Source organism: Limnobacter litoralis, assembly GCF_030160455.1.
Classification (GTDB): Bacteria; Pseudomonadota; Gammaproteobacteria; order Burkholderiales; family Burkholderiaceae_B; genus Limnobacter; species Limnobacter litoralis.
In genome coordinates, this window is the sequence record NZ_BSOJ01000032.1 from 15,661 (window position 1) to 29,154 (window position 13,494).

14 protein-coding genes and 3 tRNA genes are annotated in these 13,494 nt (G+C 53.5%); 14 read left to right on the forward strand and 3 right to left on the reverse strand.

Going from position 1 to position 13,494, the window contains the following annotated elements:
• Positions 1-10: 10 nt before the first annotated feature.
• The 7 genes from QQJ87_RS13025 to QQJ87_RS13055 all read left to right on the forward strand — a co-directional run bounded on the left by QQJ87_RS13025 (position 11) and on the right by QQJ87_RS13055 (position 5,331).
• The gene (locus tag QQJ87_RS13025) at positions 11-646 is read left to right on the forward strand and encodes an RlmE family RNA methyltransferase (protein WP_284282267.1); all 636 of its coding nucleotides are present in this window, start codon (positions 11-13) and stop codon (positions 644-646) included.
• A gap of 123 nt (positions 647-769) precedes the next feature.
• Positions 770-2,674: an ATP-dependent zinc metalloprotease FtsH gene (gene ftsH / locus QQJ87_RS13030; protein ID WP_284282269.1), complete on the forward strand. Its 1,905-nt coding sequence runs from the start codon at positions 770-772 to the stop codon at positions 2,672-2,674.
• A gap of 99 nt (positions 2,675-2,773) precedes the next feature.
• Positions 2,774-3,616 (forward strand): dihydropteroate synthase, encoded by an 843-nt coding sequence (gene folP / locus QQJ87_RS13035; RefSeq protein ID WP_284282270.1) that lies wholly within the window; start codon positions 2,774-2,776, stop codon positions 3,614-3,616.
• Positions 3,617-3,635: 19 nt separating this feature from the next.
• On the forward strand, positions 3,636-4,976 hold the full coding sequence (gene glmM, locus QQJ87_RS13040) for a phosphoglucosamine mutase (RefSeq protein ID WP_284282271.1): 1,341 nt from the start codon (positions 3,636-3,638) through the stop codon (positions 4,974-4,976).
• 78 nt (positions 4,977-5,054) lie between these two features.
• A tRNA-Pro gene (locus tag QQJ87_RS13045) sits at positions 5,055-5,131 on the forward strand.
• A gap of 30 nt (positions 5,132-5,161) precedes the next feature.
• A tRNA-Arg gene (locus tag QQJ87_RS13050) sits at positions 5,162-5,238 on the forward strand.
• A gap of 17 nt (positions 5,239-5,255) precedes the next feature.
• Positions 5,256-5,331: transfer RNA gene (locus tag QQJ87_RS13055), tRNA-His, on the forward strand.
• Positions 5,332-5,471: 140 nt separating this feature from the next.
• Here QQJ87_RS13055 and QQJ87_RS13060 read toward each other — a convergent pair.
• Positions 5,472-6,869 carry an aminotransferase-like domain-containing protein gene (locus QQJ87_RS13060; RefSeq protein ID WP_284282272.1) on the reverse strand — a complete coding sequence of 466 codons (1,398 nt, stop codon included), beginning with the start codon at positions 6,867-6,869 and terminating at the stop codon, positions 5,472-5,474.
• Positions 6,870-7,150: 281 nt separating this feature from the next.
• Between QQJ87_RS13060 and QQJ87_RS13065 the strand changes: the two genes are divergently transcribed.
• From QQJ87_RS13065 to QQJ87_RS13095, 7 genes are read left to right on the forward strand one after another with little or no spacing between them, the layout of a single operon-like run.
• On the forward strand, positions 7,151-7,633 hold the full coding sequence (locus tag QQJ87_RS13065; protein ID WP_284282273.1) for an MSMEG_0572/Sll0783 family nitrogen starvation response protein: 483 nt from the start codon (positions 7,151-7,153) through the stop codon (positions 7,631-7,633).
• A 58-nt stretch (positions 7,634-7,691) separates the two neighbouring features.
• Positions 7,692-8,648 (forward strand): Nit6803 family nitrilase, encoded by a 957-nt coding sequence (locus QQJ87_RS13070; protein WP_284282274.1) that lies wholly within the window; start codon positions 7,692-7,694, stop codon positions 8,646-8,648.
• A complete protein-coding gene (locus QQJ87_RS13075) occupies positions 8,635-9,711 on the forward strand; it encodes an MSMEG_0568 family radical SAM protein (protein WP_284282275.1) in 1,077 nt (358 codons plus the stop codon). Before QQJ87_RS13070 ends, QQJ87_RS13075 begins: the two co-directional genes overlap by 14 nt.
• Before the next feature lie 21 nt (positions 9,712-9,732).
• Complete coding sequence (locus tag QQJ87_RS13080; protein WP_284282277.1) at positions 9,733-10,308, forward strand: MSMEG_0567/Sll0786 family nitrogen starvation N-acetyltransferase; 576 nt, start codon at positions 9,733-9,735, stop codon at positions 10,306-10,308.
• Positions 10,305-11,312, forward strand: a complete 1,008-nt coding sequence (locus QQJ87_RS13085; protein WP_284282279.1) for a sll0787 family AIR synthase-like protein — start codon at positions 10,305-10,307, stop codon at positions 11,310-11,312. The genes QQJ87_RS13080 and QQJ87_RS13085 overlap by 4 nt, the downstream gene beginning before the upstream one ends.
• On the forward strand, positions 11,303-11,587 hold the full coding sequence (locus QQJ87_RS13090) for an MSMEG_0570 family nitrogen starvation response protein (protein ID WP_284282280.1): 285 nt from the start codon (positions 11,303-11,305) through the stop codon (positions 11,585-11,587). The genes QQJ87_RS13085 and QQJ87_RS13090 overlap by 10 nt, the downstream gene beginning before the upstream one ends.
• A gap of 10 nt (positions 11,588-11,597) precedes the next feature.
• A complete protein-coding gene (locus QQJ87_RS13095) occupies positions 11,598-12,878 on the forward strand; it encodes an MSMEG_0569 family flavin-dependent oxidoreductase (RefSeq protein ID WP_284282282.1) in 1,281 nt (426 codons plus the stop codon).
• 65 nt (positions 12,879-12,943) lie between these two features.
• Here QQJ87_RS13095 and infA read toward each other — a convergent pair whose 3' ends face one another.
• Positions 12,944-13,207: a translation initiation factor IF-1 gene (gene infA / locus QQJ87_RS13100; protein ID WP_284282283.1), complete on the reverse strand. Its 264-nt coding sequence runs from the start codon at positions 13,205-13,207 to the stop codon at positions 12,944-12,946.
• An 11-nt stretch (positions 13,208-13,218) separates the two neighbouring features.
• Positions 13,219-13,422 carry a transcription antiterminator/RNA stability regulator CspE gene (cspE, locus tag QQJ87_RS13105; protein ID WP_284282284.1) on the reverse strand — a complete coding sequence of 68 codons (204 nt, stop codon included), beginning with the start codon at positions 13,420-13,422 and terminating at the stop codon, positions 13,219-13,221.
• Positions 13,423-13,494: the final 72 nt, after the last annotated feature.

Genomic DNA, 13,494 nt, shown 5'->3' on the forward strand with positions numbered 1-13,494 from the left:
TGGGTAATCGGTGGCTAAAAAGAAGAAATTAAACAAAAACTGGTTGCATGATCACATCAACGACCCGTACGTCAAAATGGCCAATCAGGCGGGTTATCGCGCCAGGGCTGCGTACAAGCTCATAGAGATCGCAGAACCAGAAGGCTTGATCAGGCCTGGAATCAAGGTGGTCGATCTGGGTAGCGCACCGGGCAGCTGGTCTCAAGTGCTGCGTGACGCCATGGTGGGTCCGGAGGGCGTCATCCAGGGACGTATTATCGCACTGGATATCCTGCCAATGGAACCGATTGCTGGTGTTGAATTCATTCAGGGCGATTTTCGGGAAGACTCTGTGCTTGCTGAGCTACAAAAGCGGCTGGAGGGGAGTAAGCTGGACATGGTGGTGTCTGACATGGCGCCCAATTTGTCGGGCGTGGCTTCGGCCGACGCTGCCCGAATGGAACATGTTTGCGAGCTGGCCATCGACTTTGCGGTTAATCACCTCAAGCCAAACGGTGTTCTGATCATGAAAATGTTTCACGGCTCGTCGTACAGCAACGTGATACACACCGCCAAGCAAGTGTTCAAATCGGTAACGCCTCGTAAACCGAAAGCCTCGCGTGACCGTTCAAGAGAAACCTTCATGCTGGCCAAAGGACTGAAGTGATTGGATTGTTCTATTTATTCGATCAATTAGTGTGATGGCGTATTTGCGGAACTGGGTTTAAAATGGAATTTTCGCCCTCATGTACTGGATGTTGGCCTAGCCACACATCAAGGAGAAGTAGCATTGAATAATTCGTTTTCCAAGGCAGCCATTTGGTTGGTTGTTGCGCTGGTGCTTTTCACCGTGTTCAAGCAGTTCGAGAACCGGCAGGTGCGTTCCAATGAGATGAGCTATTCCGAGTTCATGCAGGACGCCAAGAACGGGCAGGTCAAAAGCGTGCTGGTTGATGGGCGAACCATCAAGGCGACCATGTCGGATGACCGCCAGCGCGTGATCTATTCACCGGGCGACTTGTGGATGGTGGGCGACTTGCTGAAATACGGTGTTCAGGTCAAGGGCAAGGCCGAAGAAGAGCCTTCGCTGTTGATGAACGTGTTCGTGTCCTGGTTCCCGATGCTTCTGCTGATTGGCGTGTGGGTCTTTTTCATGCGGCAGATGCAGGGCGGTGGCAAGGGCGGGGCGTTCTCGTTCGGCAAAAGCAAGGCGAAGCTGCTGGATGAAAACACCAACCCCATTACCTTCGCCGATGTGGCGGGCTGCGACGAAGCCAAGGAAGACGTGACCGAACTCGTTGAGTTCTTGCGCGACCCCACCAAATTCCAGAAGCTGGGCGGACGTATTCCCCGTGGTGTGTTGATGGTGGGCTCACCAGGTACTGGTAAAACCCTGTTGGCCAAGGCCATCGCGGGCGAGGCCAAGGTGCCGTTTTTCGCGATCTCTGGTTCTGACTTCGTTGAAATGTTTGTGGGTGTGGGTGCAGCCCGTGTTCGCGACATGTTCGAGCAGGCCAAAAAGCAGGCCCCTTGCATTATCTTCATTGATGAAATTGATGCCGTGGGTCGTCAGCGTGGCGCTGGCCTGGGCGGTGGTAACGACGAACGCGAACAGACCTTGAACCAGATGCTGGTTGAAATGGACGGTTTCGAGACCAACCAGGGCATTATCGTGATTGCAGCCACCAACCGGCCAGACGTGCTGGACCCTGCGCTGCTGCGCCCCGGTCGTTTTGACCGTCAAGTGGTGGTCAGCTTGCCAGACATTCGCGGTCGTGAACAAATTCTGAAAGTGCACATGCGCAAGGTGCCCATGTCGCCGGACGTTGATGCATCCATTCTGGCCCGCGGTACGCCTGGTTTCTCAGGTGCAGACCTGGCCAACCTGGTGAACGAAGCGGCCTTGTTTGCCGCACGTCGCAATGGCCGCGTGGTGGAAATGTCTGACTTTGAAAAAGCCAAAGACAAGATCATCATGGGCGCCGAGCGCAAGAGCATGGTCATGCCCGAAGAGGAACGCCGCAACACGGCTTACCACGAGTCGGGTCACGCCATTGTGGCCAAGCTGTTGCCCAAAACCGACCCCGTGCACAAGGTCACCATCATTCCACGTGGCCGTGCCTTGGGCGTTACCATGCAGTTGCCGGAAGGTGACCGTTACAGCATGGACAAAATCCGCATGCTGTCGACCATCTGTGTGCTGTTCGGTGGCCGCATCGCCGAAGAAATTTTCATGGACCAGATGACCACCGGTGCGTCAAACGACTTTGAACGCGCCACGGCCATTGCCCGTGACATGGTGACCCGTTACGGCATGAGCGAGAAGCTCGGCCCAATGGTGTACGCAGAAAACGAAGGCGAAGTGTTCCTCGGGCGTTCAGTGACCAAGACCACCCACGTGTCTGAGCAAACCATGCAAACGGTTGATTCTGAAATTCGCCGCATCATTGATGAGCAGTACAAGCGCGCCTGGGACATTCTGGACCAGAACCGTGACAAGGTGCACGTGATGGCGAAGGCCCTGCTGGAATGGGAAACGATCGACGCGGACCAGATCAACGACATCATGGACGGCAAAGACCCACGTCCACCCTCAGCCGGTGGCAGCACGCCACCTTCTGGCAACAGCCCAAGCAGCAGTGGCGACAAGGTGGCGCCTGTGGTTCAACCCGCCCCTGCGGCACCCACGGCCTGATGCCTGTTTTGGCTTTGAAGAAAAACCGCTCTGATGAGCGGTTTTTTTTTGCACTGCCGCCGGAGCGTTATAATCACAGCACCTTGGTGCAGGAGCAACATGTTGACGCAGAATCAGTGGAAGGCAGGCCGGTTTGAATTGACCTGGCAAACGCAAAAGCCATTGCTGATGGGTATTGTCAACATCACGCCCGATTCGTTTTCTGATGGCGGCAAACACAACTCCACTTCGTCAGCCATTGCCCATGCGCAGCGCCTGCTGTCTGAGGGCGCTGACATTCTGGACATCGGTGGAGAGTCCACCCGCCCCGGCGCTGAATCGGTGGCGCTTGAAGCCGAGTGGGCCCGGTTGAAGCCCGTGCTGCAAGAGCTGGTGCGCTGGAATGTGCCCGTGTCGGTGGACACCATGAAAGCGGAGATTATGCGCAGAGCCATTGAGCTGGGTGTCGACATTTTGAATGATGTGTACGCGTTTCGTGACAAGGATGCCGTGCAAGTTTTGGCTGAAAGCCAGGCTGGCGCAGTGGTTATGCACATGCAGGGTGAGCCGCGCAGCATGCAAAACAGGCCTGAATACGACGATGTGTGCACTGAGGTAAGCGATTTTTTGGCCGCCAGGTTGAATGTGCTTGCGCACGCCGGGGTGCCTTCCAGCCGTGTTTTGCTAGACCCCGGTTTTGGGTTTGGCAAGAATTTGCAGCACAACCTGGCGTTGATGAAGCGGACCAGCTGGTTTGCAGGGCAGGCCAGTGGCGTGCTGATCGGCGTGTCGCGCAAGCGCATGATCGGTGAACTGACCGGGCAGGAAAGCCCTGCAGACCGGGTCAGTGGGTCGGTGGCTGCTGCTTTGTATGCCGCGGGGCAGGGCGCAGCCGTGCTGCGAGTTCATGATGTACGGGCCACCCTGGATGCACTGAAGGTGTGGCAAGCCTTAGTCGATTGATTGTAGAAAAGAAGAATCCATGAGCAGACAATATTTTGGCACAGACGGCATACGCGGCGAAGTGGGGCAGGCCCCCATGACGCCTGACTTCATTATGCGTTTAGGGCAGGCAGCCGGTACAGTGCTGGCTCGTCACGAGGCCGGTGCGCGCAGGCCACGCGTGTTGATTGGTAAAGACACACGCGTGAGTGGCTATTTGCTTGAAAGCTGCCTGGAGGCTGGCTTTACCTCTGTGGGCGTAGACGTTGTGATGGTGGGGCCCATGCCAACTGCCGGTGTGGCTTATTTGGCCCGTGCGCTCAAGATGTCTGCCGGGGTGGTGATCAGCGCATCCCACAATCCGTTTCAGGACAATGGCATCAAGTTTTTCTCGGGGGCAGGCACCAAGTTGCCCGATTCCTGGGAGCTGGAAATTGAAGAACAGATTCAACACGGCGCCGATTGCAAGTCGTCCGAAAACCTGGGCAAGGCACGCCGTTTAACCGACGCTGCGGGTCGCTACATTGAGTTTTGCAAAGCCACCTTCCCGCGTGAACTGGACTTGCACGGCTTAAAGCTGGTGCTGGATTGCGCCAATGGCGCTGCCTATCAAATTGCGCCTGCGGTGTTTCGCGAATTGGGTGCGGAGGTGGTGGTACTGGCTGATCAGCCCAATGGTTTGAACATCAACCTTGGTGTGGGGGCGACCCATCCTGAATTTGTGGCTGCGGCTGTGAAAGAACACCGTGCCGACTACGGCTTTGCATTGGACGGCGATGCCGACCGACTGATCTGTGTGGATTCAACAGGGCGTATTTTCAACGGCGACGAGCTGTTGTACGCCTTGGTTGCTGAGCGCATGGCCGACGGCAAAACTGTGGCAGGCGTGGTGGGCACCTTGATGAGCAACTATGGCCTTGAAAGGGCCTTGGGGGCGTTGAGTGTGCCTTTTGAGCGTGCCAAGGTGGGCGACCGCTATGTGTTTGAAAAGTTGCAGCAGAAAGGCTGGCACCTGGGCGGTGAAAGCTCGGGTCATTTGCTGGTGCTGGATCAGCATTCAACCGGTGATGGCATCATCAGCGCCTTGCAGGTGCTGCGTGCCGTGCGCGCGCTGGGCAAGCCCCTGGCTGAGGTGCTGGCCCCTTTGGCGATGCTGCCACAGGTGCTTAAAAACGCCCGTACACCGCAGGGTTACGACTGGCAGGCAGACAAGGGCTTGGCCGCTGAATGCGAGCAGGTTCGCCACGAGTTGGGCAACACCGGGCGCTTGCTGATACGCCCCTCTGGCACTGAGCCCTTGTTGCGTGTGATGGTGGAAGCGGAAGACAAACAACTGGCCAATACGCTGGTAGACAGAGTGTTGGCCAGACTGCCCGCCTGAGACATTCACACCCGTGGCATTTTGACAATTTAGATGTTGACCTTCTGCGAGAGAGGCATTAAAATCTCGCTTCTTTGTCGGGGCATAGCGCAGTCTGGTAGCGCATCTGGTTTGGGACCAGAGGGTCGAGGGTTCGAATCCTTCTGCCCCGACCATCAAAGACATCCTGTAATGGGACTACATTTCTGCCCGTAGCTCAGCTGGATAGAGCATCGGCCTTCTAAGCCGAGGGTCAGGGGTTCGAGTCCCTTCGGGCAGGCCAAGAAATTTTCCCCAGTGGCGGGGTTAGCTCAGTTGGTAGAGCAACGGATTGTGATTCCGTGGGTCGTGGGTTCGAGCCCCATACCTCGCCCCAAGAATTCAAGGACTTAGCGTGCATTTGCCGCTAGGTCCTTTTTGTTTTTGGGGTGCCGTTTTTATTTTCGATTGTGCGCAATAGTGGTTGCTCTGCCCGCAACCCGGTTTAAGCAAGCCTTGCAACCCCAAGCCTGTCCCTTACGCTTGTTCAGATTTTCTGGGCATGTGGCTTACCGTTTCAGCAATAATCTGCAGTGCATGTTCAACACGGTCTTCATTCAGGTTGCCACCCAAGCAAAGCCTGACTGAATTGGGCGTGGTCCCTTGCAGGCAGAACATTTCTGCGCTGGCAGTGGTGATGCCACGGCTTAAAAGGCGTGAACAAAATGCCGAATGTGTCCAATAAGAGGGTAGGTTGAGCCACAGGTGGAACCCCTCCGGATTTGTTTCGATGTTGAAGTCACCCAGAGTGCGTTTTGCAAGAAGCTGTCTTTTTTGGCTCATGGTTTGAATACTTTGCAGACACAGTTGAGCAGTGCCATCCAGAATCCATTGTGTGGCCACTGCAATGCACAAGGGGCTTGCCATGATTTCGCTGGCCCGCAAAGTGGAAGCCAATCTGTTGGTTTCATTTGCATTGGGGCAAACGAGAAAGCCGATACGGAGCCCTGCTCCGACTGTTTTCGAGAGTCCACTGACGTAGTAGGTCAGCTCTGGCACAATGTTGGCAAATGTTGGGGGCGGGCTTTTCATCAACTTGTTGTAAGGGTCGTCTTCAATGATTTTCAGTCCGAATTGCCTTGCAACTGCAGCGATCTCAAAGCGCCTGTTTTCGGAAATGGTTCGTGTGGTTGGGTTTTGAATGGTCGGGTTTAAATACAGGGCTTTGACGGTGTGGATGCGGCATTGCGCCTCTAAATCGTCTGGCAGAATGCCTTCATTGTCTGAGCGCAGTCCGATTGTCTTGATACCAAAGTGTCTAGCCATGGTTTTAACGCCCGGGTAGGTTGTGCCCTCTGCGCACAGTGTGCCGCCAACACCAACCAAGGCCAGCATCAGGCTATTCAGGGTGGCTTGAATGCCAGGGGTAATCAACACAGTTTGACCAGTCTGAGCCGGGTAAAGTCCTTCCAGCCAGGTTGCGGCAGCAGCCCGAGCATCCTCATTTCCACCCAATTCCTGATAGCGGGTTAGTCTGTGGAAATTGCCTTGTTCTGTGACATGGCGAATGCCATGGCGCATGCGTCCGAGAATTTCAGGCTCCTGAGGTTCGGGAGCCACATTCATGGTCATCTCAATAAGGTCTGAACTTGGAACTGCGTCGGCCGTGTTTTCTACCTTGATGTAACTGCCTACACCCGATTTGGAAGCAATCAGGCCGCGATGTTGCAGCTCGTGATATGCGCGAGCGACGGTCGTGTAGTCAAGGTGCAGGGCGGCTGCCATGTCTCGTAGAGTGGGTAGTTGATCATCTCGCTTGAGCATCCCTTCGCGAATTTTTTCTTCAATGAATTCGGCAATCAGCAAATAGGCAGGCTGGCTTCGATCCGCCAAGGCATTTTGCAATTCTTCCAGTATTTCAGGATGCTTTTTCATGCGCGTTACCTGTGCTTTTACATTCCATATGGGTGCAAGCAACTAACGCGCCTGAGCAAATGCCCACTTCGGGTGCGCAAAATTCTGCGGTCATCAATGGAATGGCGCTGACAAGTTTGATCTGCCGTTTGCTGCAAAGCGGCATGAATTCGTCTTGATTGGATCTTGATTGGATGAGATTCCGCTGAATGGGTACGCCCATTGCACCTTGTTGCCTGTGCTCCGACACAGTGCAAATCACGTCAGGATGCCAATTTCTAGTTGAATCAGGAGATCAGACAATGCCTAAGGTAAATCATCCCGCCCATGTTGATGGCGATTATTTTGTGGATTACGAAGAGAAGGTTTTTGAGGATGTGAAGGCTGAGCCGGGACAAAAGGCTCTGGTGACTTTTCACACGGTTGCGTTCGAGGGATCAATTGGGTTTGTCAATATGTTGCAGGCCACCCGCTTACAGCGTAAAGGTTTCGATACGTCCATTTTGTTGTATGGCCCTGGAGTCACCTTGGGTGTGCAACGTGGCTTCCCCACGCTGGGTAGTGAGGCGTTTCCAGGTCATTTAAACTTCAACAACCAGCTTAAAAAATTCATGGGCGAGGGCGGGAAGGTGTATGCCTGCCGCTTTGCGCTGCAAGCCCTTTACGGCCATGGAGAGCCCTCATTGATCGAAGGCATTACCCCAATCAATCCATTGGATGTTCTGGACGTGGTTCTGCTCCACAAGCGAGATGGTGCAGTGATTATCGACACCTGGACTTTGTAAGCAGACTAGGAATTGGTCGCCCTTGGGCGACCGGTTCAAGCCGCTTGGAGATTAGACAATGAATCAGGCAAAAATGGTTAGGGCAGCTGCCGTGCAGATTGCGCCCAATCTGGTGGAGCCGGAAAAAACCATCGAAAAGGTGTGTCAGACCATGGCAGAGGCTGCTTCCAAGGGGGTGCAAATCATTGTCTTTCCGGAGACTTTCGTGCCGTATTACCCCTATTTTTCATTTGTTGAACCGCCAGTAAAGCAGGGAAAGGATCACCTGCGCCTCTACGAGTATTCAGTTTCCATTCCGGGAGCGGAAACGGAAATGGTTGCTGCACTTGCAGCCCAGCACAATATGACGGTGGTGCTGGGGGTGAATGAACGTGATCACGGCACTTTGTATAACACTCAAATGATTTTCGACGGCGAGGGCCAGTTACTTCTGAAGCGTCGAAAAATCACGCCGACCTACCACGAGCGAATGATTTGGGGGCAGGGCGATGGCTCTGGTTTGAAAGTGGTGCAAACACCTATCGGCCGAGTGGGCGCCCTCGCTTGCTGGGAACATTACAACCCCCTGGCTCGCTATTGTTTGATGGCGCAGCACGAGGAAATTCACTGTGCGCAGTTTCCAGGGTCATTGGTGGGGCAGATTTTTGCCGACCAGATGGAGGTCACCATTCGACACCACGCGCTCGAAGCGGGTTGCTTTGTGATCAACAGCACTGCATGGCTGACTGAAGATCAGATCAATAGTATTTCGCAGGATGCAGACCTGCAAAAGGGGCTCCGTGGCGGCTGCTTTACAGCAATTGTCAGTCCGGAAGGCAAGTTGCTGGCTGAGCCCTTGCGAGAAGGTGAGGGCATGGTGATCGCCGATCTGGACATGTCTTTGGTAACCAAACGCAAGCGAATGATGGACTCGGTTGGGCATTACGCCCGGCCCGAATTGTTAAGTCTGCTTGTTCATGAGGAGTCAACCAGCCCCATGAAATCAGTGAAAGGAGATTGCCATGCTCAGTACTGAACTTCAAACCCATGGGCTTCGCCTGGAAGACCCGCTGGCGGGCAGTCAAAGCAGGCGAGGCGGTGCAGGGCCGTCCGATCACAAGGCCGTAACCATCGATGGTGAGACCGTGATGATTCCAGTTCACACTCACTCGGCCTGGCAGTCTCCTTACCTCGCTGCCAAGCCGGATGAAAACGGAAAAAGCCGCTTGTTGAAAAATGGAATTCCGATTGCTGTCATCGAATTTCCGCAAAAGCCACGGTTTTATTCCTTGAAAACTGCGGATGGCATTGCCTACGACAAGATTGCAACACTGCATAGTAAAGACGTGTTGGCAACCACCGTGTTGCAAACCTGTATTCGCTATGAAAGCCGTGTAAAAACCTGCAAATTTTGCTCGATCGGGCAGTCACTTGCCGCCGGCCGAACCATCGAGCGCAAAACCCCGGAGCAGTTGGCTGAAGTGGCCAGGGCTGCTGTTGAATTGGATGGCGTGAAGCAGATGGTAATGACCACAGGTACGCCACCAACGCCTGATCGCGGTGCTGCGTTGATGGTCGAGAGCGTGGCTGCTGTAAAAGCAGCAGTGGACATCCCCATTCAGGTTCAGATTGAACCACCTGACACCTTTGAATGGTTTGTCAAATTGAAACAAGCAGGCGCGGACAGTTTGGGTATGCATTTGGAGGTTTTGTCCGAGCCATTGAGAAAGTGGTTGATGCCGGGCAAATCCAATGTGACTGTCAACGAATATCTGGCGGCGTTCGATGCCGCTGTAGCAGTGTTTGGCCGAGGGGAAGTAAGCACCTACATCATTGCAGGTTTGGGCGACACCGAATCAGAAATAGTCGAAATGAGCCGCGTGTTGATTGATAGGGGTGTGTATCCCTTTGTGGTTCCCTTTGTACCGATCAGTGGCACGCCTCTGGAAAGTCATCCGGTCCCCGATGCCGAGTTTATGCAACGCGTGTTACAGCCTATCGGGCAAATGCTGAAGGATGAAGGTCTGTTGTCAGCGGATACGAAGGCGGGGTGTGCCAAATGCGGTGCATGTTCCACGCTTAAATCTTTTGAGCAATGAGTTCACGGGGAGGCATGATTCATGATGTTTGACGCCGTACCAGCCGATCCGTTTCAACACGGTGAATGCAGAATCAAGCTTGCTGACGGTGAGTGGGAGCTCAGGCAGGCTCAGTCCCTTCGCAAGCGTGTGTTTGTGGAGGAGCAGCAAGTGTTCCGGATCAGTGATTTTGACCATCTGGACCATGACGCTTACACCCTGATCGCCACCACTTCCATGCTGGGTATCCCTGATTCAGTGGTGGGTACCGTCAGAATCAATCAGACAGCCAGGGGAAAGTGGCAGGGTTCCAGATTGGCTGTTGACGCCATGTATCGGCACTCTAGCGGTATCGGGAAAGACTTGATCAAGATGGCGGTTGGTACTGCGCTGACGCTGGGATGTGAGTCTTTTTATGCCAATGTCCAATTGCAAAATCAGGCGTTCTTCGAGAGGCTTGGCTGGTGTGTACTCGGCCATGTACTTGTTGAAGGTTTGGATCATGTGTTCATGCAGGCCAACCTGAACCTTTACAGCCCTGCGCCTGATCCAAACCATGGCTGCTTTCATTTGTTCAGCAAGGCATTGCCACCTGAAAAGTCCAGGAATAAAGCATGAACGAGCTGGCCTCTATCGTCGAGATGGTGCGACAAAGCAAAGGGATTGCCCACAAGCGGGACATCGAATTGGGTATGCGAGCCATTGCACAGACGCAATCTTGCGAGACCTCCGTTTTAGTCGGTGATGATTGCGCTGTGATTCCCTCGGGCGAGGGTTATCTCTTGTTCGCCATTGAGGGGTTCATGAATGAATTTGTTCAGGAGGACCCCTGGTTTGCAGGCTATTGCGGCGTCATGGTGAATGTCAGCGACATTGCGGCCATGGGTGGAAGGGCCACGGCTGTGGTGGATGCTCTGTGGTGCTCAAAGCCCGATCAATTGGCGCTTATTTTACAAGGCATGGCATGTGCCTCTGCCCGATACCGAGTGCCGATTGTTGGTGGTCACACCAATGCCCGCACTGACAGAAATCAACTTGCAGTGTCCATCTTGGGCTCGGCCAAATCAATCTTAAGCAGCTTTGAGGCGCAACCCGGAGACGCTTTGATGTGTGTGATTGATACGCGTGGCGAGTATCGCGGCAACCTCGGAAACAATTGGAATGCCAGCACGGACGCGCCTGCGGATCGCTTGCGAGGCGATCTTGAATTGTTGCCGCTGATTGCAGAATCAGGTTTGGCGAGCGCTTGTAAGGACATCAGTATGGCGGGGCCTTTGGGAACTCTTTTGATGCTTTTGGAATGTTCTGGATGCGGGGCTGAAATTGATCCAGAAGCGTTTCCGCGTCCCAAGCACATTGGACTGGAACGCTGGATGCAGACCTTTCCCAGTTATGGGTTTGTCTTCAGTGTGTCTCCTTCACGGGTGGAGGAGATGAAACATCTATTTGGCGCCAGAGAGTTGCAATGCTTGGTAGTCGGCCAGGTAACCGCCGGTTCCCAAGTGTGGCTTGCCAATTCAATCGAGCGCGAGTTGCTGTGGGATTTTTCAACGACGGCTTTGTTGGGTTGCAGTGCTTTGAATTCTGCCGGCGAAATGCAGGGGGTGCGCAAATGCCAATGACGCAGTTCGATCTTCAGTGGCCTGATGGTTCCGTCATGAAATGCCACTCTCCTTCAACGATCATTCGGGATTATTTGGTTGTGGGCAAGGAGTACACGCTGGCCGACTTTCTGGAGTGTGCAGAAAAAGGACTCGGTCATGCCAGTGAACGTGTGCGTGAGAAGTACGGATTTGCCTGCTCTATGGCGGCTGATCAATGGGATCTTATTCGCATTCAGAGCGATAGGTATCAGGCTGTGCCAGCGGCCAAGGTGCAGATATTAAGAATCAAGTGAGGGGTTGAATATGAATGCTCAGGGAACAAAGTTAAAGGCGCATTACAAGGTGGTGGTAATTGGTGGAGGGCAGGCAGGTCTGTCAATGAGCTATCAATTGACGCAACGGAAAATTGACCACGTGGTGCTGGAAAAAGCCAGGATTGGCTTCAGTTGGCGGGAACAACGGTGGGATACGTTTTGCCTGGTGACGCCGAACTGGCAATGTAACTTGCCTGGATTTCCTTACGCTGGCATCGAGCCCCATGGCTTCATGAAGAAAGATGAGATTGTTGCCTACATTGAGTCCTATGCGAGGTCATTCAGGGCGCCCGTCTTTGAAGGGGTGTCAGTCACCCGCTTGCGTAAAAGCGATGACGGGCTGTTTGTACTGGAAAGCACAGCGGGCACAATTTCTGCCAATCAGGTTGTTGTGGCGATAGGTGGATATCACAAGCCTAGAATTCCGAGTCTGGCGAAAAAGTTGCCTGCGCACATTCGACAAATTCATTCTTCTGAATATCGAAGCCCTGAACAACTTCCCGATGGCAAAGTGTTGGTGATCGGGTCGGGTCAGAGTGGATGTCAAATTGCCGAAGACCTGCATTTGGCGGGTCGTAAGGTGCATTTGTGCGTGGGTAGCGCTCCGCGAGTGGCGCGTCGTTACCGGGGTCGGGACGTTGTGGATTGGCTGGCTGACATGGGTTATTACGACATGCCCGTGGACGAACATCCTTTGAAAGAAGGGGTACGTGCCAAGGCCAACCATTACGTCACTGGTCGCGATGGCGGCCGTGACATCGATCTGCGATTACGAGCTCTCGAAGGGATGTCTCTGCATGGCCGTTTGAAAGACTGCAACGAGGGAGTAATGCTTTTTGCCGATGATCTGGCGGCCAATTTGGACAATGCGGATCGAAGCAGCGAGAACATCAAAAATACGATTGACCAATACATTGCCGATCGTCGTCTGGATGCACCACTGGAAAATCGCTACTTGCCGCTTTGGAAGCCCAATCCAGGCTGCTCTACGCTCGACCTCGTGGCTGAGCAGGTCTGCTCTATCGTTTGGTCGGTCGGCTTTGAAAGTTCATTTGACTGGATCGAATTGCCTGTTTTTGATGGCAGGGGGTATCCGATTCATTCGCGGGGTGTTAGCTGTGAGTCCGGCTTGTATTTTCTCGGCCTGCCTTGGATGTACACATGGGGATCTGGACGCTTTTCAGGCGTGGCCCGCGATTCCGCGTTTCTTTTGGAGAAAATTGAGCTGGAATGTTTTACCAAAGCAGAGGAAATTGACTCTTCACTTTAGATTTGAATACAAAAGTCAGGGTTTGATTATCAAATCATCAAACCCTGCCCATTTGTCTGAATCAATCAGTAACGCCGAGCCCGATTGTTTGGGCCGCTGTTGCGTGGCGTATCGAGGTGACGGAAGGTGATTCGGCCTTTGCTGAGGTCATACGGCGACAGCTCGAGCGACACACGGTCACCCGCAATGATGCGGATGTGATTCTTGCGCATTTTGCCTGCGCTGTATGCAATCAGTTTGTGACCGTTTTCAAGGGTAACCTTGAAACGTGAATCTGGCAGAATTTCATCCACCATTCCGTTCATTTCCAACAATTCTTCTTTGGCCATGTGTTGGCCTTTTACGCGTTGCGAATGTTGGATGCCTGTGGGCCTTTGGCGCCCTGAGTGACGTCGAATGTCACTTGCTGTCCTTCGGACAGGCTTTTGAATTCAGAGCTTTGAATGGCTGAGAAATGGGCGAAAAGATCTTTGCTGCCATCGGATGGAGAAATGAAGCCGAAACCTTTTGAATCGTTAAACCACTTTACTGTACCTGTTGTCATTTTTGACACTCCTGAAATTAAACACAAATGGGGAGTTATGCCCCGGTGGGGCGACAGTCAAGAAAAAGACAA

Coding starts and splice junctions, on each gene's coding strand:
- folP (WP_284282270.1), top strand. CDS start 2,774: ATGTTGACGCAGAATCAGTGGAAGGCAGGCCGGTTTGAATTGACCTGG.
- glmM (WP_284282271.1), top strand. CDS start 3,636: ATGAGCAGACAATATTTTGGCACAGACGGCATACGCGGCGAAGTGGGG.
- QQJ87_RS13060 (WP_284282272.1), bottom strand. CDS start 6,869: ATGAAAAAGCATCCTGAAATACTGGAAGAATTGCAAAATGCCTTGGCG.
- QQJ87_RS13065 (WP_284282273.1), top strand. CDS start 7,151: ATGCCTAAGGTAAATCATCCCGCCCATGTTGATGGCGATTATTTTGTG.
- QQJ87_RS13070 (WP_284282274.1), top strand. CDS start 7,692: ATGAATCAGGCAAAAATGGTTAGGGCAGCTGCCGTGCAGATTGCGCCC.
- QQJ87_RS13075 (WP_284282275.1), top strand. CDS start 8,635: ATGCTCAGTACTGAACTTCAAACCCATGGGCTTCGCCTGGAAGACCCG.
- QQJ87_RS13080 (WP_284282277.1), top strand. CDS start 9,733: ATGATGTTTGACGCCGTACCAGCCGATCCGTTTCAACACGGTGAATGC.
- QQJ87_RS13085 (WP_284282279.1), top strand. CDS start 10,305: ATGAACGAGCTGGCCTCTATCGTCGAGATGGTGCGACAAAGCAAAGGG.
- QQJ87_RS13090 (WP_284282280.1), top strand. CDS start 11,303: ATGCCAATGACGCAGTTCGATCTTCAGTGGCCTGATGGTTCCGTCATG.
- QQJ87_RS13095 (WP_284282282.1), top strand. CDS start 11,598: ATGAATGCTCAGGGAACAAAGTTAAAGGCGCATTACAAGGTGGTGGTA.
- infA (WP_284282283.1), bottom strand. CDS start 13,207: ATGGCCAAAGAAGAATTGTTGGAAATGAACGGAATGGTGGATGAAATT.
- cspE (WP_284282284.1), bottom strand. CDS start 13,422: ATGACAACAGGTACAGTAAAGTGGTTTAACGATTCAAAAGGTTTCGGC.